This window comes from Constrictibacter sp. MBR-5 (genome assembly GCF_040549485.1).
Taxonomy (GTDB): domain Bacteria; phylum Pseudomonadota; class Alphaproteobacteria; order JAJUGE01; family JAJUGE01; genus Constrictibacter.
The window spans coordinates 23,479-46,081 of sequence record NZ_JBEPTK010000008.1 but is presented as its reverse complement, the minus strand read 5'-3'; the positions used below and the strand labels follow the sequence as shown (position 1 = coordinate 46,081).

20 protein-coding genes are annotated in these 22,603 nt (G+C 67.6%); 16 read left to right on the top strand and 4 right to left on the bottom strand.

The annotated features are described in order from the left end of the window. Positions 1 to 22: 22 nt before the first annotated feature. From ABIE65_RS16820 to ABIE65_RS16795, 6 genes are read left to right on the top strand one after another with little or no spacing between them, the layout of a single operon-like run. The gene (locus ABIE65_RS16820) at positions 23 to 1,162 is read left to right on the top strand and encodes an MraY family glycosyltransferase (RefSeq protein ID WP_354079236.1); all 1,140 of its coding nucleotides are present in this window, start codon (positions 23 to 25) and stop codon (positions 1,160 to 1,162) included. Next, positions 1,159 to 2,391 carry a glycosyltransferase family 4 protein gene (locus ABIE65_RS16815; protein WP_354079235.1) on the top strand — a complete coding sequence of 411 codons (1,233 nt, stop codon included), beginning with the start codon at positions 1,159 to 1,161 and terminating at the stop codon, positions 2,389 to 2,391. Before ABIE65_RS16820 ends, ABIE65_RS16815 begins: the two co-directional genes overlap by 4 nt. Beyond that, the gene (locus tag ABIE65_RS16810) at positions 2,388 to 3,014 is read left to right on the top strand and encodes an LbetaH domain-containing protein (RefSeq protein ID WP_354079233.1); all 627 of its coding nucleotides are present in this window, start codon (positions 2,388 to 2,390) and stop codon (positions 3,012 to 3,014) included. Before ABIE65_RS16815 ends, ABIE65_RS16810 begins: the two co-directional genes overlap by 4 nt. Further along, positions 3,011 to 3,844 carry a glycosyltransferase family 2 protein gene (locus tag ABIE65_RS16805; protein WP_354079232.1) on the top strand — a complete coding sequence of 278 codons (834 nt, stop codon included), beginning with the start codon at positions 3,011 to 3,013 and terminating at the stop codon, positions 3,842 to 3,844. The genes ABIE65_RS16810 and ABIE65_RS16805 overlap by 4 nt, the downstream gene beginning before the upstream one ends. A 2-nt stretch (positions 3,845 to 3,846) precedes the next feature. After that, a complete protein-coding gene (locus ABIE65_RS16800; protein ID WP_354079231.1) occupies positions 3,847 to 4,443 on the top strand; it encodes a YdcF family protein in 597 nt (198 codons plus the stop codon). After that, positions 4,428 to 5,699 (top strand): hypothetical protein, encoded by a 1,272-nt coding sequence (locus ABIE65_RS16795; protein WP_354079229.1) that lies wholly within the window; start codon positions 4,428 to 4,430, stop codon positions 5,697 to 5,699. The genes ABIE65_RS16800 and ABIE65_RS16795 overlap by 16 nt, the downstream gene beginning before the upstream one ends. 67 nt (positions 5,700 to 5,766) lie before the next feature. Here the strand turns inward: ABIE65_RS16795 and ABIE65_RS16790 are convergent, their stop codons facing one another. The 3 genes from ABIE65_RS16790 to ABIE65_RS16780 are packed head-to-tail and all read right to left on the bottom strand — an operon-like array spanning position 5,767 to position 9,480. Further along, positions 5,767 to 6,933, bottom strand: coding sequence for a glycosyltransferase (locus ABIE65_RS16790; RefSeq protein WP_354079228.1), 1,167 nt, complete (start codon positions 6,931 to 6,933; stop codon positions 5,767 to 5,769). Continuing rightward, on the bottom strand, positions 6,930 to 8,237 hold the full coding sequence (locus tag ABIE65_RS16785) for a glycosyltransferase family 4 protein (RefSeq protein WP_354079226.1): 1,308 nt from the start codon (positions 8,235 to 8,237) through the stop codon (positions 6,930 to 6,932). The genes ABIE65_RS16790 and ABIE65_RS16785 overlap by 4 nt, the downstream gene beginning before the upstream one ends. Beyond that, on the bottom strand, positions 8,224 to 9,480 hold the full coding sequence (locus ABIE65_RS16780; protein ID WP_354079224.1) for a glycosyltransferase family 4 protein: 1,257 nt from the start codon (positions 9,478 to 9,480) through the stop codon (positions 8,224 to 8,226). The genes ABIE65_RS16785 and ABIE65_RS16780 overlap by 14 nt, the downstream gene beginning before the upstream one ends. A 304-nt stretch (positions 9,481 to 9,784) precedes the next feature. Between ABIE65_RS16780 and ABIE65_RS16775 the strand changes: the two genes are divergently transcribed. From ABIE65_RS16775 to ABIE65_RS16730, 10 genes are all read left to right on the top strand, one after another. Next, positions 9,785 to 10,294 (top strand): acyltransferase, encoded by a 510-nt coding sequence (locus ABIE65_RS16775; protein ID WP_354079222.1) that lies wholly within the window; start codon positions 9,785 to 9,787, stop codon positions 10,292 to 10,294. After that, positions 10,291 to 11,319, top strand: coding sequence for a Gfo/Idh/MocA family protein (locus ABIE65_RS16770; protein ID WP_354079220.1), 1,029 nt, complete (start codon positions 10,291 to 10,293; stop codon positions 11,317 to 11,319). Before ABIE65_RS16775 ends, ABIE65_RS16770 begins: the two co-directional genes overlap by 4 nt. Next, positions 11,316 to 12,440 (top strand): DegT/DnrJ/EryC1/StrS family aminotransferase, encoded by a 1,125-nt coding sequence (locus ABIE65_RS16765; protein ID WP_354079218.1) that lies wholly within the window; start codon positions 11,316 to 11,318, stop codon positions 12,438 to 12,440. Before ABIE65_RS16770 ends, ABIE65_RS16765 begins: the two co-directional genes overlap by 4 nt. Continuing rightward, the gene (locus ABIE65_RS16760; protein ID WP_354079216.1) at positions 12,430 to 13,188 is read left to right on the top strand and encodes an acyltransferase; all 759 of its coding nucleotides are present in this window, start codon (positions 12,430 to 12,432) and stop codon (positions 13,186 to 13,188) included. Before ABIE65_RS16765 ends, ABIE65_RS16760 begins: the two co-directional genes overlap by 11 nt. Next, positions 13,185 to 14,204 carry an NAD-dependent epimerase/dehydratase family protein gene (locus ABIE65_RS16755; protein WP_354079214.1) on the top strand — a complete coding sequence of 340 codons (1,020 nt, stop codon included), beginning with the start codon at positions 13,185 to 13,187 and terminating at the stop codon, positions 14,202 to 14,204. Before ABIE65_RS16760 ends, ABIE65_RS16755 begins: the two co-directional genes overlap by 4 nt. Further along, the gene (locus ABIE65_RS16750; protein WP_354079212.1) at positions 14,201 to 15,388 is read left to right on the top strand and encodes a DegT/DnrJ/EryC1/StrS family aminotransferase; all 1,188 of its coding nucleotides are present in this window, start codon (positions 14,201 to 14,203) and stop codon (positions 15,386 to 15,388) included. Before ABIE65_RS16755 ends, ABIE65_RS16750 begins: the two co-directional genes overlap by 4 nt. After that, positions 15,381 to 16,433, top strand: a complete 1,053-nt coding sequence (gene gmd / locus ABIE65_RS16745) for a GDP-mannose 4,6-dehydratase (protein WP_354079210.1) — start codon at positions 15,381 to 15,383, stop codon at positions 16,431 to 16,433. The genes ABIE65_RS16750 and gmd overlap by 8 nt, the downstream gene beginning before the upstream one ends. Positions 16,434 to 16,452: 19 nt before the next feature. Beyond that, positions 16,453 to 17,517 carry a GDP-L-fucose synthase family protein gene (locus tag ABIE65_RS16740; protein WP_354079208.1) on the top strand — a complete coding sequence of 355 codons (1,065 nt, stop codon included), beginning with the start codon at positions 16,453 to 16,455 and terminating at the stop codon, positions 17,515 to 17,517. Between the two features lie 848 nt (positions 17,518 to 18,365). Continuing rightward, on the top strand, positions 18,366 to 18,929 hold the full coding sequence (locus tag ABIE65_RS16735; RefSeq protein WP_354079206.1) for a polysaccharide biosynthesis/export family protein: 564 nt from the start codon (positions 18,366 to 18,368) through the stop codon (positions 18,927 to 18,929). Between the two features lie 53 nt (positions 18,930 to 18,982). Next, the gene (locus ABIE65_RS16730; protein ID WP_354079204.1) at positions 18,983 to 20,212 is read left to right on the top strand and encodes an outer membrane beta-barrel protein; all 1,230 of its coding nucleotides are present in this window, start codon (positions 18,983 to 18,985) and stop codon (positions 20,210 to 20,212) included. A 7-nt stretch (positions 20,213 to 20,219) separates the two neighbouring features. Here the strand turns inward: ABIE65_RS16730 and ABIE65_RS16725 are convergent, their stop codons facing one another. Beyond that, a complete protein-coding gene (locus tag ABIE65_RS16725; protein ID WP_354079202.1) occupies positions 20,220 to 22,586 on the bottom strand; it encodes a GumC family protein in 2,367 nt (788 codons plus the stop codon). Between the last annotated feature and the right edge of the window lie 17 nt (positions 22,587 to 22,603).

Below are 22,603 nucleotides of genomic sequence, written 5' to 3'. Positions count from 1 at the left end.
AAACAGCGAGTTGGAGGCACGGATGAACATGCCGCCGCTAGCGATGTATCTGCTCAATGCCTTCCTGATCGTCGTCGTTGTCATCCCCCTGCTGCAGCGAAATGCTGCACGCCTTGGGCTCGTCGACCTCCCGAAGGGTCGCAAGATGCACGACGGCGCGATCCCCCTCACGGGCGGGATCGCGATGTTCGCTGCGTTTCTCGTGCCTGCAATGAACCTGCAACTCGTGCTCGGTGCGGGTTGGGAGCTCATCGCGGGGCTGGGTCTGCTGGTTGCGCTCGGGGTCGCCGACGATGCGTTCGACATCAATCCCTGGATGAAGCTCTGCGGCCAAGCAGCTGCCGCGGCGATCATGGTGGTGCCTCATTCGAACTTCCTGCAGCTGGGTCAACTGGTCGGCTCTGAAGCCGTAACTCCGACGCTTTTCGCGCTGCCACTGACGATCTTCTTCATCGTCGGCATCATCAACGCGTTCAACATGATCGACGGACTGGACGGGCTGGCGGGCGGTGCGGCGGCGACTGCGCTGGCGTGGATCGTGTTCGCAGCCTGGCTGTCGGGCGCGCCCAACGCCGCGGCGGAGCCCATGCTGATCCTCTTCGCCGTCCTCGGCTTCCTGATTTTCAACCTGCGCCACCGCTGGCGCTCGCGAGCCTCGGTCTTCATGGGCGATGCCGGCAGCATGATGCTCGGCGGCGCGATCGCCTTCTTCGCGATCCGCCTGGCGCTGCCGGTCGCGGAAGCGCAGCCGTCGCCGGCGGTGGCCCCGCTGCCGGCCGTCCTCTGGTTCTTCGCCCTGCCGGCCTTCGACACCCTGCTCCTGATCGCGCGGCGCCTAGCGGACGGCAAGAATCCGCTGGTCGGTGACCGACGGCATCTTCATCACCTCCTGCTCGAGGCCGGTCTCCCGCCGGAGCGGGCGACGGCCGGCGTAATTGCGGCGAACGGGTTCCTCGGCGGCGTGGGTTTCGCCGGGTGGCAGTTGGGCCTGCCGGGAGAAGCCTTGGCCGCGGCCCTGATCGTACCGCTGATGCTGCACGGCTACTTCGTCTGCCGAGGCTGGAGACACCTGCAGCGGCTGCTGCTGCCCGAGGCCGCACCGGTGGTCATGGCGCAGTTCGGGGGGGATACGTATCCCGCGGTGCAGGACCGAGCCGCATGACCCCGGATTCGACGGCGCAGACACAACCTCTCCGCCGCGACGACGCGCGGCGGTTGTCGCTGGCGTACCTCGCGCATCCGCATCACGGCGGGACGTACATGCTCTTCAGGTCGCTGCGCGCGGGTCTGGTGGAGCTGGGGGTGGATCTGCGCTGGATCGGCGTCGGCGAGGGGGCGTGGAACGCCTGGACGGATCCGCATTGGCAGGCCGACTGTCGATATGGCGCGCCGGTTGGCCCGCGAGGCGCCGTCGCGGAAGGCGAGCTCGCCGGCCATATCGCCAGTGCCATTGTCGCTGGCGACTATGACGGGGTGCTCGTCGGTGTGCTGACGCGGGAGGCCGAGATGCTGGCGGTAACGCGGCTGCCGCCGCATGTCGCGCGCATCATGATCGTCCACAACATCACGCCGGGCACCTATGCAGCCGCCCGCGCGCTGCGCGATGCGGTACATGCCACCGTCGCCATATCGCCGCGGATCGAGCGGGACCTCGTCGGCCGGCACGGCTTCCGGCGCGATCGCTGCGTCGTCATCGGACACGGGGTTGCGCTCGGTGCGCCGCCTCGGCCGCGAGCGGCCTCGCGGGACCTGCGGATCCTGTCCCTGGGACGCATCGACGAAGCGGCCAAGGGCGTGCTGTGGCTGCCCCGCATCATGCGGCGTCTCGGGGAGGGGCACAGTCTTACGGTTGCGGGCGACGGCCCAGACCTGGCGCGGCTGCGCAGCGCGGCCGCCGACCTGACCGACCGTGTCGCATTCCTCGGCATGGTCGCCCCCGACGACGTGCCTGCATTGTACGCGGCGCACGATGTCCTGCTCGTGCCGTCCCGATATGAAGGCTTCTGCCTGACGATCGCCGAGGCCATGGCCGCGGGGTGCATTCCGGTAGCCTCGCACATCGCCGGCGTCACCGATGCGCTGATCCGGCACGGTCGGGACGGGATCCTGTTTCCGGTGGGCGACGTCGCCGCGGCCGTGGCGGCGCTTCGTCGCCTGTGCGACCCGGCGCTCAAGGGGGCGATGTCCAGGGCGGCGCGGGCGCACGCCGTCGAGAGCTTCAGCCTCGACAGGATGACAGACGGATATCGTGCGGTACTGCAGGACGTGCTGCGGGCGCCGCCCGCCATTGCGTCGTCGCCGCTCGCGGCGATGCCGAAGTCGCTGATCCGGCAGGCATTGCCAACCTCGTTGAAGAACGCCCTGCGGGTCGTTCGGGAGCGCGTGGCATGACTTCCTCGGCGAACAGGGGGGCGCCGGCCGTACTGCCCGATGTGACTGCGCACCGTGCGCGATACCGCCCGAGCCCGCACAGCTTCCGCAACAAGCTGGGCCGGGCGGCCTGGGGCGTCACGTGGCTCGTGCTGTTCCGGCCGAGCCCGAAGCCGCTGCACGCGTGGCGCCGGCTGCTGCTCCGGGCGTTCGGGGCGCGGCTCGGACGCCATGCGACGGTACACGCCTCCGTCCGCGTCTGGGCGCCGTGGAACCTCCAGATGGGCGACCACAGCTGCCTCAGCCCCGGCGTCGACTGTTACGCCGTCGACAAGGTCATGATCGGCGCCCGCGCCACCGTCAGCCAGTACAGCTTTCTCTGCACGGCGAGCCACGATCCCGACTCCGCCGACATGACCCTCATCACCGCACCCATCACGATCGGAGATCACGCATGGGTGGCGGCGGACGCCTTCGTCGGACCGGGCGTGTGCATCGGCGAGGGAGCCGTGGTGGGCACGCGCGCCAGCGTCTTCAGGGACGTGCCGCCCTGGTTGATCGTCGTCGGCAACCCCGCACGCCCATTGCGTCAGCGCTCGCGGGCGGTCGCCGCGGCGTCGGCCCTGCGAGGAGAGAATCCATGAGCATCTCCGTCCTCATCCTGACGCTGAACGAAGAGCAGAACCTCCCGGCCTGCCTCGACTCGTTGACATGGTGCGACGACATCGTCGTCCTCGACTCCTTCAGCACCGACCGAACCGTCGAGATCGCGAAGGCGCGGGGTGCGAGAGTCTACCAGCGGCGCTTCGACGGCGAGCGGAGTCAGCGATCGTACGGGCTCAAGGAGATCCCCTTCAAGCACCCCTGGGTATACCTGCCCGACGCCGACGAGGTGACGCCCGGCGAACTGCGCGACGAGATGCTGGCGATCGCCGCCGACCCCAGCCGGCCGGAGGTGGCGTTCAGGGTGCGCTTCAAGGTCCTTTTCATGGGCAAGTGGATCCGTCACAGCAGCCTCTATCCGACGTGGGTCGTCCGGCTCGTGCGGCCCGAATACGTGCAGTTCGAGCGCGACATCAATCTGCGCTGCAACCTGTCCGGACCCGAGGGCAGGCTCCACAGTCACTTCCTGCACTTCAGCTTCAACAAGGGGCTGAACGCCTGGTACGAGAAGCACAACGAATATTCCTGGAAGGAAGCGCGCGAGTCGCTGAAGACCCTGGACGGGGGCAGGATCGACATCGGCGGCATCTTCGCCCGCGATCCGGTGCGCCGTCGCGCCGCACTGAAGGACCTGTCGTTCCACCTGCCGTTCAGGCCGGCGCTGCGGTTCCTCTACATGTACATCCTGCGGCGGGGCTTTCTCGACGGCTGGCCCGGATACGTCTACTGCCGGCTTCTCACCGCGTACGAGTACATGATCGTGATCAAGATGGCTGAGATCCGCCGGCGCGACCGCGGCCTGCCGATCTGATGATGGGGATCCGCCGCCTGTTCCTGGGCGTGCTGGCCGTCGGGGCGCTGGCGCCTTTTCTGCTGATCGCCGGCGCCGATAAGATGCTGGCGCTGCGGACAGGCGTCGCGCGCGCGGACGCCATCGTGGTCCTGGGCGGCGACGGACCGCGCCGGGCGGCGCAGGCGGCTTCGCTCTACCGGACCGGCATCGCCCCGTTCATCCTCGTATCGGGAGACGGCGACTGCCGCGACATCGAGCGGCTGCTCGTCATCGACGGGGTGCCGCCATCGGCGATCGCCGTCGAGTGCGGTTCGCGGACGACCTGGGAAAACGCCGAGTATTCCAAGCCCATTCTCGAGGTGCGCGGCGTGCGCCGGGCGGTGCTCGTGACGAGCTGGTTCCACACGCTGCGCGCCTTCTACTGCTTCGATCTGCTCGCACCAGCCATTGACTGGATGACCGCTCCGGCCGAGCGCGACATACCGCTTTCGCGGCTGATGCATGACGTCGAGGGCCGGCAGATCCTGAAGGAGTATTTCAAGATCGCCTGGTATGCGCCCCGCCATTGGACGGGGGCGCTGCTGGCAGACTGGAGATCCCGGTGGCTTGGTCTTTGATCATCCTGTTCTGCCTGGTGTGCCTTACACTGCTCGCCTACGGCCTGAGCAGTCGCGAGCGCCCGCTGACCTATCCGTTTCTCGCGGGCGCCACGTTCCTGGGCTTCGTGGCACCGCAACTGCCGGCGCTGATGGCGGACAGGTACCTCCCGGCGGGTGCGGTCGACCGGACCGTCGCGTTCACCACGCTCTGTGCCGGCGCCTGCCTGTTTGGATGGCTGGCCGGCAGCAAGCCCCTGCAGGGTCTGCGCTGGACCTTCGACGAGAAGCGGCTCCTGTGGCTGGCGGCAGGTCTTTCCCTCGCCGGCGCCTTCTTCTTTTGGAAGTACAGCCGACTGCCGGACGAGGTGAGGCTCGCGAGCATGCACAGCGGCATTTCGGTCATCTACATCTTCTTTCAGAAGATGCTGACCTTCGGACTGATGGTCGCCCTCGTCTGTTTCGTGCGGCGCCCGTCGCGGATGGCCGGTGCAATCGTTCTGTTCGACATGCTGCTGGTGGCCGACCGGATCATGGTCACGGGAAAGCGCGGTGAACTCACCGAGGTGGTGCTGGGGATCCTGTTGGCACTCTGGTTCCAGTGCCGCTTCACCCTGCCCCGGGTGTTGCTGCTCGCCGGCGTTCTGGTGGCGACGGTAGGCCTCAACAGCGCCGAGCAGTATCGCAACATCTCCAAATCCACAGCCGGCATGGATCTGTCGCGCGTAAAGGAGATCGACGTCATCGAGAACTTCGAGACGCTGGTCAAGGAGGGTGGGCCGGAGGTGCGAAACGCGGCCTTGCGGATGCACTATATCAGCATCGGCGGCGTGTTCGATTTCGGCATCTTCCACTGGAATTTGCTCATACACGACTTCGTTCCGGGCCAGCTGGTCGGGCGCGGCCTGAAGGATAGCCTCTACATCATTGTCGAAGGGCAGGTCGACCGGCAATACGCCCCGGTCCAGGGCAGTACAGAGACGGGCATGTCGGATGCCTTCGCCTCGTTCTGGTACCTCGGCGCGATCAAGTTCTTCCTCGTCGCATACGTGCTGGGACGCCTCTACGCGACCGCGAACCTGGGATGGTACCTGCCGCAGCTTCTTTACATCTTTGGCGTCATGCCCGGCATGACCGCGATCACCCATTATACCCAGCTGGTCGTTGCGGGTTGGGTCCATCTGGCGATCCTGCTCCTGCCCGGGCTGCTCCTCGCGCGGGTGGCGAAGCGGCGTGCGTGCGTCCCGGTGGCGCAGGCCGCCGCGGCCGCACCATAAATCGAGCGCCACGGGCAGGCGGCGTCACCGCTGCCGGCGCCGTGACAGCAAAGCCGGCGGCTGGGCGTCAGGTCATTTCGACGGCCGAGGGGGCGGGCGCTTCGCCCAGCATCCAGGCGTAGACGGACGCCATTCGCTCGGCGACGCTGTCCCATGTGAAGCGGTCCGCGACGAGCGTTCGGCCGCGTGCCCCGACCTGCCTGCGTTCGTCGTCGGACAGGGTGAACAGGCGGCGCAGCCCGGCGGCGACGCCTTCGGGGCCCACGACGATGGGGATGGCGGCGCCCGCAGCCTCGCCTTCGGGGAGGTTGCACTGCGGCGTGATCAGCGCCGGGAGCCCGCTCGCCCAGGCTTCCAGTACGGCGATCGGCAGACCTTCGCTCATCGAGGGCAGTACGAAGGCATCGGCAGCGTTCAGGGTCGCTTCCTTGTCGGCGCCGAACTGCGGGCCGATGAAGCGGACCCGGTGCGTGATCCCGAAGGCGCCGGCGCAACTCTCCAGCTCGGCGCGATGCCCTTCCTGGTCCCATCCGGCGATCGCCACGTACCATCCGTCGTGCTTCGCATGATCCCGCTCGGTCATCGCAAATGCCTGCAGGAGATCGAGCAGACCCTTCTTCGGGTGCAGACGTCCGAGATAGAGGAGGACTTTGGCATCCGTCGGGAGCGCGGTGCGCCATGCGGGCGGCGCCCCCGTCCAGGGTGCGGGAACATGCACACCGTTCGGAATGACGCAGACGGGATTTGTCAGGCCGAAAGCGCGTATCGCGTCCCGTTCCCCGCGGGAGAGCGCGTGCAGGCAAGTCGCCCCGCGCAGGTTCGCGCTCTCGTAGCAGAACAGCGCCAGCCGCTTCTTCCAGAAGGCGCGACGCATCGCCCATGCGTCCAGCATGCCATGCGGGCTGATGATCCGGGGGCGCCCGGTGCGGCGGGTCCACCGTGTCGCCGCGAGCGAGGCGTAGAGCCACAAGCCGTGGAGGTGGACCAGGTCGGCCTCGTCCAGGACGGCCGCCATCGCGGGAGCGTAGCTGAACGCTGTCGGTCCGCGTACGGGAAGGACATCGGTGCGGACTCCGGGTACCGGGCGCGGCGTTCCGCCCCTCTTATCCTCGATACCGATAAGCCGGGTCTCGCAGCGCTGCCCGCGCTGCAGGGCCTCGGAAAGCCCGGCCACGGCCTCCACGACCCCGCCGCCGTTCGACGACAGCACGCCCGTCACGTGGCAGACTTTCATGATCGCTGCGTCTCCGCCGGTGCGGGGCGGCGTCCACCGGCGGGCGCCGCGTCGAGCGCGGCCATGAAGCGTGCGCCATAGGCATCGACCGTGAAGGCGGCGGCACGCGCCCCCGCGTTCTCACCCATGTCCCGTCGACGCTGCGGATTGGCGGCGAGCGCGTCGATGCCGTCGGCGATCGCCTCCGGGTCGCGGATGGGCACGATGAACCCCTCGATTCCGTCGCGGACGACGCTGCCCGTGTTCGGCGTGCAGATGACGGGCAGCCGGGCGGCCAGCGCCTCGTATACGGCGGTCGCCGAACCCTCGCAGATAGATGGAAGCAGCATGACGTCGGCCCAGGCGAAGTGCGCGGCCATTTCGCTGCGAGGAACAGGTCCGGTGAGTTCCACATGCTCGGCAAGGGCATTCCGCTGTGCCGGCAGAATACCCAGCGTCCCTACCATCCGAAACGTTGCGCGACGGCCCAGCCGCCGCGCCGCCGCGAGCACGTAGGGCGATCCCTTGCGCAGCCCGACCTCGCCGACCGTGAGAACGCGCAGCGGTCCGTCGTGCGGCGCCCTGGCCGGCATGGCGAAGCGAGCATCCACGCCATAGGGAACGACGACACACCGGTCATGCGGCCCTCCGCTTCCGGCGATGCTCTCGCGGACGAAGTCCGAACCGCACAGGATCAGGTCGGCCGACTGCCATTCCGCTTTCTCGCGCTCTGCCGTGGCCCGTGTGAAGCGATTGGTCGCCGGCCTGACCTGCCAATTCGGAAAGGCGGAGAGTTCCTGATCGAGGAGGCGCTCCAGCAGGTCCCGCGCGGCGACCGTCTGTTCCATCACCGTGACCAGGCCGGCGGACCTCGCTGCACGGAGCAGTTCGAGGCATTCGCCATTGTATCCGAAGACCACTCCTGCGCGGCCGAAGCCGCGCGCCGCGACGCGTGCGGACAGCCGAGCACCGGCCCAGAGGGCGATTTCGGCCACATCTTCGGCAGTGCGCGCCCGGAGGCGGCGTAGGGCATGATGAAGGCCGAAGCCCGGAAAGGTCGTGATCCTGTCCCGGGAGACACCGTGCGGGGTCCGGGCGATCAGGCGGCGCAGCGGGAGCGGCCGGAGCGACTTCGGGCACAGGCGCAGGACGTCCGCGACGGCGTCGCCGGCACAGATGTCGGTGTAGAACCGTTCGAGCCTGCCGCTCCGCTCCAGGAAACGCGGCACGGCATAGTGCATCCGCGCGCCGAGCTGGCTGGCGACGACGCTGCTCATGGCGCTCGGCTGCATCGGACCCGCCGGCCCGCCCTTACACACGCGCATCCGCACCTTCCGCCCGGCTTGCCGCTGCAGCTTCCGTCACGCCCAACCGGCGCAGAAGCCGGTGCCAGTTGGCGACGCCTGCAGCCTCGACATAGTCGGTCTCGAAGAGGTGGCGGGCGGCGTCGCCCATCGTGCGTCGCACCGTCTCGTCCCCGGCCAGTGCGAGGATCCGCTCGGCGAGTGCGGCCGGGTCGCCGACGGCTACCGAGGCGCCGCACCCGCCGTTGCCCACGACGGTGGCGACCTCGCCGTCACGGTCTCCCACGAACAGGACCGGGCGGCCCGCGGCCAGGATGCCGTAGAGCTTGCTGGGGACACTGCACGTCTCGAGATCGGGAAGCAGCGAGATGAGATGCACGTCTGCGGCGCCGAGGGATTCGGCGAGACGGTCGCGCGGCTGCAAAGGCTTCATGATCACGTTGGACAAGCCGCGGCGGCTCACCTCGCTCTCGAACCAGGCGCGGCGGTGACCGCTGCCAATGAACAGGAACGTGATCCTGGGATCGGCGCGCAGGCGTTCCGCCGCATCGAGGATCGTGCCGAACTCGTGGACGCGCCCGAAGTTTCCCGAATAGCCCACCACGAACTTGCCCTCGAGACCCCAGTCGCGGCGCAGCGCGTTCGTCTCGCGGGCGACGGGATGAATCTCGCGCCCGTCCGACCAGTGCCGGATCACCTCGAGGCGGTCGCCGGGAATGCCGCTTTGGGCCAGGAATTCCGCCATGCGCGGCATCGGCGCGACGCTCGTCCGGGCGGCGCGAAGCGACAGGTTGCGCAGCCGCACCAGCAGCTTGGCTGCGATCCCGCGCCGCAGGACGCCGAGCTGGATCGCCGCTTCGGGAAACAGGTCGTGGAGCCAGTTCACCATCACCGCGTCCCTGTGCCAGAGCGCTCCAAGGAGGCTGACGGACAATAGTGGCGGATCGGTACAGACGATGACGACGTCGCCGGGCTCGGCGAGCGCCCGCACGCGCCGGGCGGCGCCGAAATGAAAGGTGAGGTAGTCGAGCGCGCGACGCCAGATCCGGTGGCGGCCCAGCGCGGTCGACCGGACGCGATGCACGGCGACACCGTCCTGGACGGCTTCGGTGGGTTCTCGCCGCGGGCTGTCGTGGTGCGCGTCGCTGGCGACGATGTGCACGCATGCGCCCTGGCGAACGAGCGAACGCGCGAGGCTCGTCACCATCCGGCTCGTGGCGGACTCGTCCGGGAAATAGAATCGGTTCGCAATAATGATCTTCATCGCCCGCCCCCGCAGTCTCCGGCGGATTCGGACACCGGGCGGCGCAGCGCACAAGTTCACCAAATTCCGTAGACCGGTGCCTCGCGCGATCTAGGCATCGACCGAAAGTCAGCCCGATGCCGGCTTATGAACAAGGGACGGTGTCGCGGGAAGCGGTGTGTTCCTGCTTCGGCCGTTGGACTTATCCGCTTTAAGCCTGCCGCAGTCGTTCACACTGCCAGCGTCACGCGGCGGCGATTCGGCAATAGCGTTTTCTCGGTCAATCGCAGGTCGACGCAAGTCGGCATGAAAGACGGGAGCAAGCATGCCGATCACCGACGATGTCCGCCTCGGATGTGGAGTGCGGATCCACCAGCCGGCACTGACGAATCTCTACGGCTGTACGATCGGCGATCATACTGCCGTCGGACCATTCGTCGAGATCCAGAAGGGCGTCACCGTCGGCGCGCGCTGCAAGATCTCCTCCCACAGCTTCGTCTGTGAGGGCGTGGTGCTGGAGGACGAGGTCTTCGTCGGGCACGGCGTCATGTTCACGAACGACCTCTTCCCACGTGCGACCACGACGGCGGGAGAGCCGCAGACGGCGGCGGACTGGTGCCTGGTCCCGACCCTGGTCAAGCGCCGGGCGTCCATCGGCTCGAATGCGACCATCGTCGCGGGAGTCGTGATCGGGGAGGGGGCGGTGGTCGGCGCTGGCGCCGTCGTCACGCGCGACGTTCCCGACCATGCCGTCGTCGCCGGGGTCCCGGCCCGGGTCCTGTCGCGCGTACCCGATGCGCCGCAGGCGGGCCTCCGGATCGGAGCCGCACGATGATCGGCATCGGCGTCGTCGGCTACGGCTACTGGGGCCCCAATCTGGCGCGGTGCTTCTCCGAAACGGACGGCTGCCGCCTCGTCGCGATCGCGGACGCCAATCCGGCAGCGCTCGCGCGGGCGGCGAAGCGGCACCCCGGCGCCGATCTCGTCGACAGCTGGAAGCTGCTGCTCGCGAACCCGGACGTCGATGCCGTCGTCATCGCGACGCCGGTGCGCACGCACTACGAGATCGCGCACGCCGGCATCCTGTCGGGGCGCCACGTCCTCGTCGAGAAACCGATGACGGAGACGGTCACCCAGGCCGAGACCCTCAACGAGATGGCAGCCCGGCGGAACGTCACGCTGATGGTGGACCACACCTTCGTCTATACGCCGGCGGTGCGGAAGATCCGCGAACTGATCCAGCGCGGCGAAATCGGCGACATCTATTACTACGACTCCACACGGGTGAACCTCGGCATCTTCCAGAGCGACGTGAACGTCGTCTGGGACCTGGCGGTGCACGATCTGGCCATCCTGCAGTTCCTCCTCGACGACGAGCCGATCGCCGTCTCCGCCAACGGCGCGCGGCATCTCGCCGGCAGCCCCGAGAACATGGCGCATGTCACGCTGTACTTCGGCAGAGGCACCGTCGCGCATCTGAGCGTCAACTGGCTGGCGCCCGTGAAGGTGCGCCGGACACTGATCGGCGGCAGCAAGAAGATGATCGTCTACGACGACCTGGAGCCGAGCGAGAAGGTCAAGGTCTACGACCGCGGCATCCAGGCCGAGGAATCCAGCGACGCCATACAGCGCATGCGTGTCGCCTACCGGACCGGCGACATGTGGGCGCCGCAGATCGGGGTCAAGGAGGCGCTGGCATCGGAGGCCGAGCACTTCCTCGACTGCATTCGCGGCGGCGGCGAGCCGATCACCAGCGGGCGCGTCGGGCTGCGCGTCGTGGAGGCGCTCGAAGGCGCCACGCAGTCGATGAGCCGCCGCGGCCATCCCGTACAACTCGCGCAGGTGCTGAGGGCCTCATGAGAAGTTCGATCCCCTTCCTCGATCTGGTCGCGCAGCAGCGCAGCATCCGGCCGGAGCTCCATGCGGCGGTAACGGACGTCCTCGACAGCGGACAGTATGTGCTGGGCGAGACGGTCGACGCCTTCGAGCGCAGCTTCGCCGCTCACTGCGGGACGCGCCACGCCGTCGCGGTCAACACGGGCACGTCGGCCCTGCATCTGGCCCTGCTCGCCGCGGGCGTCGGTCCGGGGGACGAAGTCGTCACGGTCGCGATGACGTTCGTCGCCACGGCTGCCGCGATCCTCTATGCGGGGGCGACGCCGCGCTTCGTCGATGTCGACCCGGTGACCTGGACCATGGATCCGGTCGCACTCGAGGCAGCCGTCACGCCGCGGACCAAGGCGATCATTCCGGTGCATCTGCATGGACGCCTGGCGAACATGGCGCCCATCCGCGAGATCGCCCGCCGCTGCGGCGCCGTCCTCATCGAAGACGCGGCGCAGGCGCACGGCGCCTCCGATCGCGGCCAGCGCGCGGGGTCGCTCGGAGACTTGGGCTGCTTCAGCTTCTATCCCGGCAAGAATCTGGGCGCCTGCGGGGAAGGCGGTGCCGTCGTCACCGACGTCGACGAACTGGCCGCCAAGCTTCGCATGCTGCGCGACTGGGGGCAGTCGGAACGTTACCGGCACGTCGTCAGGGGCTTCAACTACCGTATGGACGCCGTCCAGGCGGCGGTTCTGGATGTGAAGCTCCGCCACCTCGACGGTTGGACGGCCGGCCGGCGGGCGGTCGCGGCAGCCTACGACCGGAGGCTGGCGGTGCGCGGAATCGTCCGGGCGCGTGCGGCCGGCAGCGAGCATGTCTGGCACGTCTATGCCGTGCGGGCCGCGGAGCGGGACGCCGTCCGTCGCAAACTCGCCGACGCGGGCGTCGCCACCGGCATCCACTATCCGGTGCCGGTGCATCTTCAGCCCGCCTATTCGGACCTCGGATACGGACCCGGAGATCTTCCGGTTTCGGAGCGTCTCGCGCGCGAGTTCCTCTCTCTGCCGATCTACCCGGAACTCGGGTCCGAGCAGATCGCGTACGTCTGCGATGCGCTGGAAGATGCCGTGGTCGGAGAGCCTGCCGATGTCGCCTGAAGGACGGATCGACGGGGCACGGGTGGTGCCGGCCGTCTTCGGCCGAAGTGCCACGCCGGCAGATCCGAACTATCTGCGCGAACTCGCTCTGGAACTGAAGCAGCGCTGCAGCCCAGGGGAACTCATGTCGTTGTTCCGACGCTTCGGCGCGGACGACGGCTTCGTCGACGGGATCATGCGCACCGCGGCATTGCAGGCGATGGCGAGGTCCTGCGGGGACGGTCTGCGGCTCGGCACCGGCATCTCGCTGCGCCATCCGGAGACCTTCGAGATCGGCGCCGGCGTCTGTTTCGGCGAGGGCGTCGTGATCCACGGCCGGTACGACGGACGCTGCGTCATCGGCGACAAGGTCTGGATCGGGGCGCATTCCTTTCTCGACGCCCGCGACCTTGTCCTCGGCGACCATGTCGGGTGGGGGCCCGGGGCGAAGGTGCTCGGGTCGGAGCATACGGGCGAGCCGCTGGACGTGCCGATCATCGCGACGGACCTGCGGATCGCGCCCGTACGCGTCGAGGCCTGGGCGGATATCGGCGTGAACGCCGTCCTGCTGCCCGGGATCACGGTCGGACGCGGCGCCATCGTCGGCGCCGGCGCGGTGGTCACACGCGATGTTCCCGCCTTCGCGAAGGTTGCCGGGACTCCGGCACGGATCGTCGGGTGGCGCCACGCCGAAGGCGCGGCGGCCCATGGTGCGGCGGGCGGAAGCGCGACCGCACATCATTTCACTTCAGCGGGGGGCGCAGAATGAACGGTTTGCAGTCCGAGCGGCTCACCGGCAGGAAGGTTCTCGTGACCGGCGGTGCCGGGTTCGTCGGCTCGGCCCTGGTCGACCTGCTGACGGCGACCGGCTGTGCCGAGATCGTCGTGGTCGACAACCTGATCCGCGGTTCCGAGGAGAACCTGTCGGACGCGATAGCGGGCGGCACGGTGCGTCTGGTGAAGGGCGACATCCGCGACCGACGCCTGATGCGCGGACTGATCGACGGGGCCGACACGGTCTTCCACCAGGCGGCGCTCCGCATCACGCAGTGCGCCAACGAGCCGCGTGCGGCCATGGAGATCATGGTCGGCGCCACGTTCGATCTGCTCGAGGACTGCGTGCACGAGCGGGTCCGGAAGGTCGTCGTGGCGTCGTCCGCGTCGGTCTACGGCATGGCCGACGTGTTTCCGACGCCGGAAACCTGCTCGAGCCAGCCCAACCGCACGCTCTACGGCGCGGCCAAGGCTTTTGGCGAGGGGCTGTTGCGCTCTTTCAACGATCAGTACGGCCTCGACTATGTCGCCCTCCGCTACTTCAACGCCTATGGCCCGCGGATGGACATCTACGGAAAATATACGGAGGTGCTGATTCGCTGGATGGAGCGGATCGAGGAAGGGCGGCCGCCGATCATCTTCGGCGACGGCAGCCAGACCATGGACTTCGTCCATGTGAACGACATCGCCTGGGCCAATCTGCTGGCCGCGGAAGCGCCCGTCACCGACGTGGCGCTGAATGTCGGGACCGGTACGGAGACCAGCCTGGCGGAACTCGCGGTCCTCTTGGCGCGGATCATGGGGCGGCCGGATCTGGTGCCGCAGCATGCGGAAGAGCGCTCCATTAACCCGGTTCCGCGGCGGCTGGCGGATACGACCAAAGCGAAACGCCTGCTCGGCTTCGAGGCTGGCGTACCGCTCGCCCTCGGCCTGCAGGGTCTCGTCTCCTGGTGGCGCCAGAAGCGCTCGGACGACGGATCGGTCCTCCCCACACGGAGCGTTCACGCATGATCCCGATCACCAAGCCGCTCGTCGGCGATCCCGAGGCCGAGGCCGCGCGTGCGGTCGTGCTATCGGGCTGGCTGACGCAGGGCAGCCAGGTCGCCGCATTCGAAGCCGAGTTCGCGGCCTTCGTCGGCGCACGGCACGCCTGCGCCGTCTCGAACTGTACCGCCGCGCTTCACCTCGCGCTGCTCGCGGTCGGTGCCGGACCCGGCGACGAGGTCGTCACCGTGAGTCACTCGTTCATAGCGGCGGCGAACGCCATCGCGCAGTGCGGTGCCACCCCCGTCTTCGTCGACATCGACCCGCAGAGCTTCAACATCGATCCGCAGCTGGTGGAGGCGGCGATCACGCCGCGGACGCGGGCGATACTCTGCGTCCACCAGATGGGCATGCCCTGCGACCTTCGTGCACTCTGCGCGATCGCGCAGGCGCACGGCGTGCCGCTGATCGAGGATGCCGCCTGCGGCCTGGGGTCGGAGATCATGCTCGACCAGGGTTGGGAGCAGATCGGCGGGCCGCGCGGCGACATCGCCTGCTTCTCGTTCCACCCGCGCAAGGTCATCACCACCGGCGACGGAGGGATGATCACGACCGGCGATCGGGAATGGGACAGGCTGTTCCGGCTCTGGCGCCAGCATGGCATGGACGTCCCCGACACCGTTCGGCACGGGTCGGCGGTCGTGATGTTCGAGCGGTATCCGATCGCGGGCTTCAACTATCGCATGACGGACATACAGGCTGCCGTGGGGCGGGAGCAGCTCAAGCGGCTGCCGACCATCGTCGCGCGACGCCGCACACTGGCCGACCGATATGACACGCTGCTCAAGGGTCTGGGGCGACTGGTCGTGCCGCGCGAACCGCCCTGGGCGCGCTCCAACTGGCAGAGCTACTGCGTCCGGCTGCCGGCGGAGGTCGATCAGGTCGCGGTGATGCAGTCAATGCTCGACGACGGAATCGCCACGCGCCGCGGCATCATGTGCGCGCACATGGAAGCGGCGTATGCGGAGAAGCCGCGGCGCTTTGCGCTTCCGCATTCCGAAAGCGCCCGCGACGGCTGCCTTCTTCTTCCCCTCTTCCCGCAGATGACCGATGCGGAGCAGGAGCATGTCGTGGCGAGCCTCGCGGAAGCGATCACCGTCCCGGCCCGCCGCGCGGCGAGCCTTGCCAGCCAGGGAGTGGTGCATGCGTAGGGCCCTGATCGCCGGCATCACCGGGCAGGACGGCGCGTATCTGACCGAGTTCCTTCTCGCGAAGGGCTACGAGGTGCACGGCCTGATGAGACGGTCGAGCCTGTTCAACACCGACCGCCTCGACCACGTCTATCGAGATCCGCACGAGACTGGACCGGCGCTCACGCTGCACTATGGCGACCTGACCGACGGGACGGCCCTGCGACGAACGATCGAGAAGGTCCGTCCGCACGAGGTGTACAACCTCGCCGCCCAGAGCCACGTGAAGGTCTCGTTCGACATCCCGGAGTACACCGCCGACGTCGTGGCGGTGGGGACGCTGCGCCTCCTGGAAGCGCTCCGCGACTACGATCGGGCGGGAAGCGTCCGCCATGTCCGCTACTATCAGGCGGGCTCATCGGAGATGTTCGGAGCCGCCCCGGCGCCGCAGTCGGAAACGACGCCGTTCTACCCGCGCAGCCCCTACGCCGTCAGCAAGGTTGCCGCCCACTGGTACGCGGTGAATTACCGCGAGGCCTACGGCATGTTCATCTGCAACGGAATTCTCTTCAACCACGAGAGCCCGCGTCGGGGCGAGACGTTCGTCACGCGCAAGATCACCCGGGCCGTGGGCCGGATCAGCGAGGGGCTGCAGGGCAAACTCTATCTCGGCAACCTCGATGCCCGGCGCGACTGGGGCTTCGCCGGCGACTATGTCGAGGCGATGTGGCTGATGCTGCAGCAGGACGCCCCGGACGACTATGTGGTCGCCACGGGCGAATCCTACTCCGTCCGCGATTTCTGCGAGGCGGCTTTCGCCGAGGTCGGGCTGGACTGGCGCGACCATGTCGCCTTCGACCAGCGCTACCTGCGCCCGACGGAAGTCGATCACCTGCTGGGCGATGCATCGAAGGCGCGGGACCGGCTGGGCTGGCGGCCGCGGGTCGGCTTCGATGCGCTGGTGACGCAGATGGTCGGCCACGATCTCGACCTGGCGCGCCAGGAGCGCGCGCTGCAGGGCGCAGGTTTCTTCATAGCCGCGCGCGGCGCGGCGCTGGCCAGCTGAGGCGAGGAAGGCTTCCCAAATGTCCAATCGATCCGCGCACTTCTCCCTGGACGGAAAGCGCGTCTTCATCGCGGGTCACCGCGGCCTGGTCGGCTCGGCGCTGCTGCGGCGGCTGCAACAGGAGGACTGCACCATCCTGACCGCGCCGCGCCAGGAGGTGGACCTTCGGCGCCAGGACGACACCGAGCGCTGGTTCGCTTCGAACCGACCGGATGTCGTCATCGTTGCCGCCGGCACGGTCGGCGGCATGTTCGCGAACAGCGAGCGGCCCGCGGACTTCCTGTACGACAACCTGATGATCGCCGCCAACGTCATAGAAGCGGCGCATGTCGCGCGGGTCGGCAAGCTTCTCTATCTCGGCTCCTCCTGCATCTACCCGCGCGACGCGCCGCAGCCCATTCGGGAATCGTCGCTGTTGGACGGCCCGCTCGAGCCGTCCAATCAATGGTACGCAGTGGCGAAGATCGCCGGGATCAAGCTATGTGCTGCCTATCGGCGGCAGTGGGGCGACGACTTCATCTCGGCACAGCCGACAAATCTCTACGGGCCTGACGATTGCTTCGATCCGGCGCAGGCGCACGTCCTGCCCGCCCTGATGGCGAAGGCGCATGCGGCGAAGATCGCCGGGGCGCCGGCGCTGGTCGTCCTCGGCACCGGACGGGCGCTGCGGGAGTTCCTGCATGCGGACGACCTGGCGGATGCCTGCGTCTTCCTCCTGAAGCATTATTCGGAAGAGGACACCATCAACATCGGCTCCGGCCAGGAGATCAGTATCGCTGCGCTGGCGCGAATGATCGCCAATGCCGTCGAGTATCGCGGCGACCTGATCTTCGATATCAGCAGAGGTGACGGAGCGCCGCGCAAGTTGCTCGATTGCTCCCGGATGAGACGTCTCGGCTGGTCGCCCAGAACGTCGCTGCAAGACGGGATCAGGACTGTATATCGCTGGTTCCGAGACCGGTCGGAAGGGGCCGACGGCACAGCGTCGTCACTGCACGCCGAGGCGCTTGGTGGGCAGGATCGAGCCCATCGCCTACCGGCGCCGGGGTTCGACGAAGCGGCGGCCTCCCGCCGCCCGGCTTGACGAGCTTGTCGTGGGTTCGGTTCGCACCTCGCCACACCGGCGGCCGCTTTCACTATCCCCTACGTGTTCTGGGATCTGATCGTTCGCGCTGACGAGGCGCATGCCGGTGCCCCGATCAAGCATCGCAGCCTTCGGAAGGTGTAGTGGGAGAAGCGAATGTCATGGGTAGCCGTCAGGAGAAATAAGCCGAGCGCGATCGTCAACGGCATCCTCTTGTCCATTACGACGCAGAAGCTCCGCAACGGTCGAATGCTCAGCGTGCTTCGGATCAAGCTCGATCCCGTGGTCATGCGCGAGGCCGGCCTTCGCCCGGGGATCTCAGTCGAACTGCTGAGGGGCGAGGCGGAAGACAGCGGGAAGATCCGGCTCTGCAGTGCCGGCGACCGCGAAGGCTTCCGCATTGCCGGCCAGCAAGCGAGGAAGAATCCGAGTGGGCAGATCGTGCTCGACGCCTCCCTGCTCGGGCTCGACGTCCCCTCAGGCCTGCCGCCCACCCGAACAAAGTACCGCATCGAACCGGAGTTCCTGGAGATCGAGCTTCCCCGCCGTCTGTTCTCCGACACCGATCCGTCATCGCCCTCACAGCGGCCCCCAGAGCCTACCGGCTACGCCGGGGCACCGAGAAAAGGGCCGCCGGTCCGCCATGCCGCCAAAAGCTCTCTAGGTTCGTTGATTCTTGCTGCGAACGGTTCACGTCAGTTTACAGTGGACAGGTTCCCTGAACTTCAAAATGGATTGTTGACCAAGGGCACCGCGGTCCAAAGGCAACCTGCAGGCCCATCTTCTCTACCTTGCGCCGTTCCCGAATTGGTGCCAATGATTCACACGCTGATCGGGGGGAGTGGCGTATGTCGCGGTGGCGTGCATCGATTCTTTTCTTATCGCTTGCCCTGGCCGCCTGCGGGTCTCCAGGGGCTGGCCTTCGACCGATCGACGACATATCCACGACACCGTCGTACCACCTCGGCCCGGGGGATCGGGTCCGCGTCATCGTCTTCGGGATGGACGCGATCTCGAACGTCTATTCCGTCGGCGACACCGGTGCCATATCGATGCCCCTACTGGGTGCAATTCAGGCGGGTGGCCTGACGGCGTCGGAACTCGAGGAACGGATCTCCGCGCAGATCGTCCGGGAACAGCTGCGCCGCGATCCCAGCACGAACGTGCAGATCGAGCAGTATCGGCCTTTCTTCGTGCTGGGCGAGGTGCAGAGGCCCGGGCAGTATCCCTACGTTCCGGGAATGAGCCTGAAGACTGCTGTCGCTATAGCCGGCGGCTATACCTTCCGCGCCGAGGAAAATTATGCGGCCGTAACCCGAAGCGTCGATGACCGTGTGATCGAGGGACGGGCCCTTCCCACCACGGCGATTCTTCCCGGCGACACCATCTATATCTACGAGAGCTGGTTCTGATGACCCGAGCCACTCCATAGGTACAGCAGGTGTCGTCGCCAATGATGGCTCGCTTGGCATTCCGCACCGCGCTCCAGTCGGCCGCGGTCGGGAGCGCCATCATCGGCGTCACGCACCATGCGTCGGCCCAGGAGATCCGATCGCTCTCTCCGTTGCAGCTGCCGCGGCCGGGCTACGAGTCCCATCCCCTTCAGCTGGGGCCCGTGAGCATTCAGCCCGAACTGGTCGTGACGGAGTCTTACGACGACAATGTCTTCGCCACGGCCCGGAGCAAGGAGGACGACTTCGTCACGAGCGTGTCGCCGACGGTGAACTTGAGCGCCGGGCGCGGGAAGCTGGATCTGAGCGGCAGGCTGTCGGCGACGGTCACCGAGTTTGCCGACCATGAGCAAGAAGGAAGTACGACGTTCGCCGGGAACGCGGATGCACGTTACGCCCTCGACCGTGCCAGCCAGGTCGGCGCCTCGATCAGCTATGCCCGCCTGACCGAGAGCCGGGCCGATCCGGAATCGACCCGCAGCCAGGACGAAAGCCCGGCGACGTACGAGACCATGAGCAGTTCGGTCTCCTACGCGTACAGGCGCAACCGGCTCGGCGTTTCCATCGGCGCCGCTGCGGGCCAGGTCGACTATGCGTCCGACGACGAGAGCGACCGGGACCGTTACGACTATAGCGGCAGCGTGAGGGGGACCCTCACGATCACGCCCCGGTTCGATGCTTACGTCGAGGCGTATGCCGAGCGACGGGATTTCGTCGACGCCGTCGACAGGAGCGGGCTGGATCGGGATGCCGTGCTGGCCGGCTTTTACCTGGGTACCGTGATTGCAATTGCGTCCAAATGGTCGGGCGAGGTCGGGGTCGGCCTCTTCAGGACGTACAACGACGATGATGCGCTGCCGGACTTCACCGGCATCGGCACGCGAGGCTCTCTCACCTGGAGCATTACGCCGCGTACCGCGGTGACCGCAGGCTTCGCGCGAGAGGACATGCCCACCGTCACTCCCGGCGCGTCCGGCCTGATCGAGAGCCGCGTGACGCTTCGGCTGGAGCAGGAGATTCGCCACAATCTGATCGCGTCGGCGGAGGTCGGTTACCTGCGGGACGATTACCAAGAGCGGGACCGGCAGCTCTCCGCCGTTTCCGGGCAGGTAACGGCGGAGTACCTCATCAACCGCAATGTCTCGGCCGTCTTTAGTGCCGGCTATACCGAGCGCACCGCCGACATTGCAGCGGACGAGTATGATCGCTTCACGACCTCCGTGGCGTTGCGCTTCAAACTCTGACTCATCCCTAGACGGTGCCGTCGACCGGCCCTGTCGGGCCGGGACGCGGATAGGGGGGAAGAGCGCGCAACTGTTCGAGAAGGCGCGCATTGGTCCGAATGGCGAGTTCGTACGGGTCGCTGTAGCGGGGCGCGAAGCCGGAGCGGACCCCGGTGATCACGACACCGTCGAGACGCACGGCACACAGGCGCAGGAATCGAACCGCGCCAGCTATCGTCCGGCGGGACGGACCGTCCCACTGAACGAGGAAGAGGTTCAGGTCGGCGTGCGATCCGACGGCCGCCGAATCCGGGACCGCGGTGACCGGCGGCGTGTCGACGATCACGACATCATACTGCTCACGCGCGGCGTCCATCAGAACTCCCCAGCCCGCACTGGAGACGATCAGATTCGAGCCGTCCTCGACGGTTGCCGTCAGCACGTGCGCACCGGACTCGGGATCGACCTGAAGCCGCCGCTCCAGCGTCGCCTCCCCCCGGACGACCTGCTGCATGTCCGGCCTGCCCTCCACGCCGAGTGCACGGGCGATGCACGGCCGGTGGATATCCGCATCGACGAGCAGAACCCTCAGGTCCGAGAGCGCCAGGGTGCGGGCCAGGGCGGCGCAGAAGGACGTCTTCCCCTCACCGGCCGTGGCCGAGGTGACCATCACCACTTTCGCGCGCGCCGCCTTCTGGCGCAGCCGGAGCGCCGCATGCGTCCGCTTCAATGCCCGGCTGTAGGGAGCATGCGGCCGTCGCGCGACGAGCAGCGGAGGCGCCAGGCGCAGGCGCGAGACTGCCGGCAAGAGCCCGACGACCGGCGCGGCAACGAGTTCTTCCACGTCGGCAACATCATGAAGCCTCTGATCGAAGCGCTCGCGCAGACCAGCGAACGCCGCGCCCGCCATCAACCCGCCGAAGGCGCCGAGTGCGACCATCGGCAGCGGCCCAGAGCCGGAGGGCCGGCTCGGCGGTTCCGCCGCAGAAAGAATCCGTGCTTCCGGAGTCGCCAGCCCAGCCTGTTCGATCGTCTCCTTGTAGCGCGTGAGAAAGCTCTCATAGATCGCGCGGTTCGCGTCTGCCTCGCGCTTGAGCTGGTTCAGCCGAATGGAAGCTTCACCTGCCTCGCCGTAGCGGGAAGTCATCGACTGCAGCGTGTTCACGATCTCGGTCTCGTGCCGGTGCAGCGCTGCCCCCTCGGTTTCGAGAACGCCGATCGCTCGCTTGATCTCGGCGTCCAGCCGCCTTGCGAGAGCGCCGCGCCGCGCGTCCAGCGCCAGGGTGTCCGGGTGCCGGAACGCGCCCTGATCGCGCAGATCCGCGAGGCGCGCATCGATGTCCGCAATCTCCCGGCGGAGGGTGTCGATGAGCGGCGACGAAGCGATGTCGCCGAGGCCGCTGGCTGCGGCGTCCTGCCTGCTCGAAGCGCGTGCAGCCTGGATTCTGGCATCGGTCCGCGCGCGCTCCGCCCGGACCAGACCTAACTGGGAATTGAGCTCGGTGATCTGCTGCCCACCGATGGTGTCGCCGCGAAATTCGGTTAGGCCGGCTTCGCGCCGGAAGCGCAGCACCGCCGTCTCCGCCGCCTCGAGTTCCGCCCGCAACTCGTCGAGGCGGCCCTTGAGCCATGTACTCGCGTCGCGAGCGGCGCGGACCTTCATGCCCACCATATCGTCGAGGTAGGTGGTGGCGTAGGCGTTCGCGATCTCAGCTGCAATCAACGGATCGTGGTCGGCGAACGCCACGTAGATCGTGAAGGATCGCCCGTCGTTGCTGACGCGGAGCCCGCCGAGCAGCCAGTCGACAATATCCCCCTCGGGGGGCGGCCGCACGCTGGCGCCGCTGTCACCGTCCTGTTCCCCGGCTGCGGTCGAGACGAGCGCCCGGGTGATCGCGTCACGGCCAGCCACCCAGGAAGGCCGGACCGCATCCATGACCACTTCCACTTGAGGGTTTCCGCTTTCCCGGGTCCATTCGGCGAGTTGACGGACGCTGCTCTGAAGCAGGTCGAACCAGTCCGTCAATCCCTTCGGACGAGGCTCGCGCATCGCGGCCAGAAGATCGGGCCGATTTCCGAAGTCGAGCCGGCGTGCGACCAGCGCCGCCATCGATCGCGACGCGATCGCATCCAACTCGGTCCTAAGCGCCGAACTCTCGTCCGGAAGGCGTGAGACTACCGATCCGATGTCGACGAACTGGATCTTTCGCGCATCCAGCGCGACGACGGCTTCCGCGTGAAAGACGGGCGGGGAGGTGGTCGCGACGATGCCCGCGATCCCCGCCCCCACCACCAGTGGCAGGAAAAGAGAAAGCTTGCGTCTTGCGGCCACCCTCAGCCATGCCCCGACGGTGCCCCCATGCGGGTTGCCATCCCCGACATCGCTCGAAATCATGGATCTGGACTCCAGCG

Excerpts from the sequence above, each read along its gene's own strand:
- ABIE65_RS16820 (WP_354079236.1), top strand. The coding sequence starts at position 23 with ATGAACATGCCGCCGCTAGCGATGTATCTGCTCAATGCCTTCCTGATC.
- ABIE65_RS16815 (WP_354079235.1), top strand. The coding sequence starts at position 1,159 with ATGACCCCGGATTCGACGGCGCAGACACAACCTCTCCGCCGCGACGAC.
- ABIE65_RS16810 (WP_354079233.1), top strand. The coding sequence starts at position 2,388 with ATGACTTCCTCGGCGAACAGGGGGGCGCCGGCCGTACTGCCCGATGTG.
- ABIE65_RS16805 (WP_354079232.1), top strand. The coding sequence starts at position 3,011 with ATGAGCATCTCCGTCCTCATCCTGACGCTGAACGAAGAGCAGAACCTC.
- ABIE65_RS16800 (WP_354079231.1), top strand. The coding sequence starts at position 3,847 with ATGGGGATCCGCCGCCTGTTCCTGGGCGTGCTGGCCGTCGGGGCGCTG.
- ABIE65_RS16790 (WP_354079228.1), bottom strand. The coding sequence starts at position 6,933 with ATGAAAGTCTGCCACGTGACGGGCGTGCTGTCGTCGAACGGCGGCGGG.
- ABIE65_RS16785 (WP_354079226.1), bottom strand. The coding sequence starts at position 8,237 with ATGCGCGTGTGTAAGGGCGGGCCGGCGGGTCCGATGCAGCCGAGCGCC.
- ABIE65_RS16780 (WP_354079224.1), bottom strand. The coding sequence starts at position 9,480 with ATGAAGATCATTATTGCGAACCGATTCTATTTCCCGGACGAGTCCGCC.
- ABIE65_RS16775 (WP_354079222.1), top strand. The coding sequence starts at position 9,785 with ATGCCGATCACCGACGATGTCCGCCTCGGATGTGGAGTGCGGATCCAC.
- ABIE65_RS16770 (WP_354079220.1), top strand. The coding sequence starts at position 10,291 with ATGATCGGCATCGGCGTCGTCGGCTACGGCTACTGGGGCCCCAATCTG.
- ABIE65_RS16765 (WP_354079218.1), top strand. The coding sequence starts at position 11,316 with ATGAGAAGTTCGATCCCCTTCCTCGATCTGGTCGCGCAGCAGCGCAGC.
- ABIE65_RS16760 (WP_354079216.1), top strand. The coding sequence starts at position 12,430 with ATGTCGCCTGAAGGACGGATCGACGGGGCACGGGTGGTGCCGGCCGTC.
- ABIE65_RS16755 (WP_354079214.1), top strand. The coding sequence starts at position 13,185 with ATGAACGGTTTGCAGTCCGAGCGGCTCACCGGCAGGAAGGTTCTCGTG.
- ABIE65_RS16750 (WP_354079212.1), top strand. The coding sequence starts at position 14,201 with ATGATCCCGATCACCAAGCCGCTCGTCGGCGATCCCGAGGCCGAGGCC.
- gmd (WP_354079210.1), top strand. The coding sequence starts at position 15,381 with ATGCGTAGGGCCCTGATCGCCGGCATCACCGGGCAGGACGGCGCGTAT.
- ABIE65_RS16740 (WP_354079208.1), top strand. The coding sequence starts at position 16,453 with ATGTCCAATCGATCCGCGCACTTCTCCCTGGACGGAAAGCGCGTCTTC.
- ABIE65_RS16735 (WP_354079206.1), top strand. The coding sequence starts at position 18,366 with ATGTCGCGGTGGCGTGCATCGATTCTTTTCTTATCGCTTGCCCTGGCC.
- ABIE65_RS16725 (WP_354079202.1), bottom strand. The coding sequence starts at position 22,586 with ATGATTTCGAGCGATGTCGGGGATGGCAACCCGCATGGGGGCACCGTC.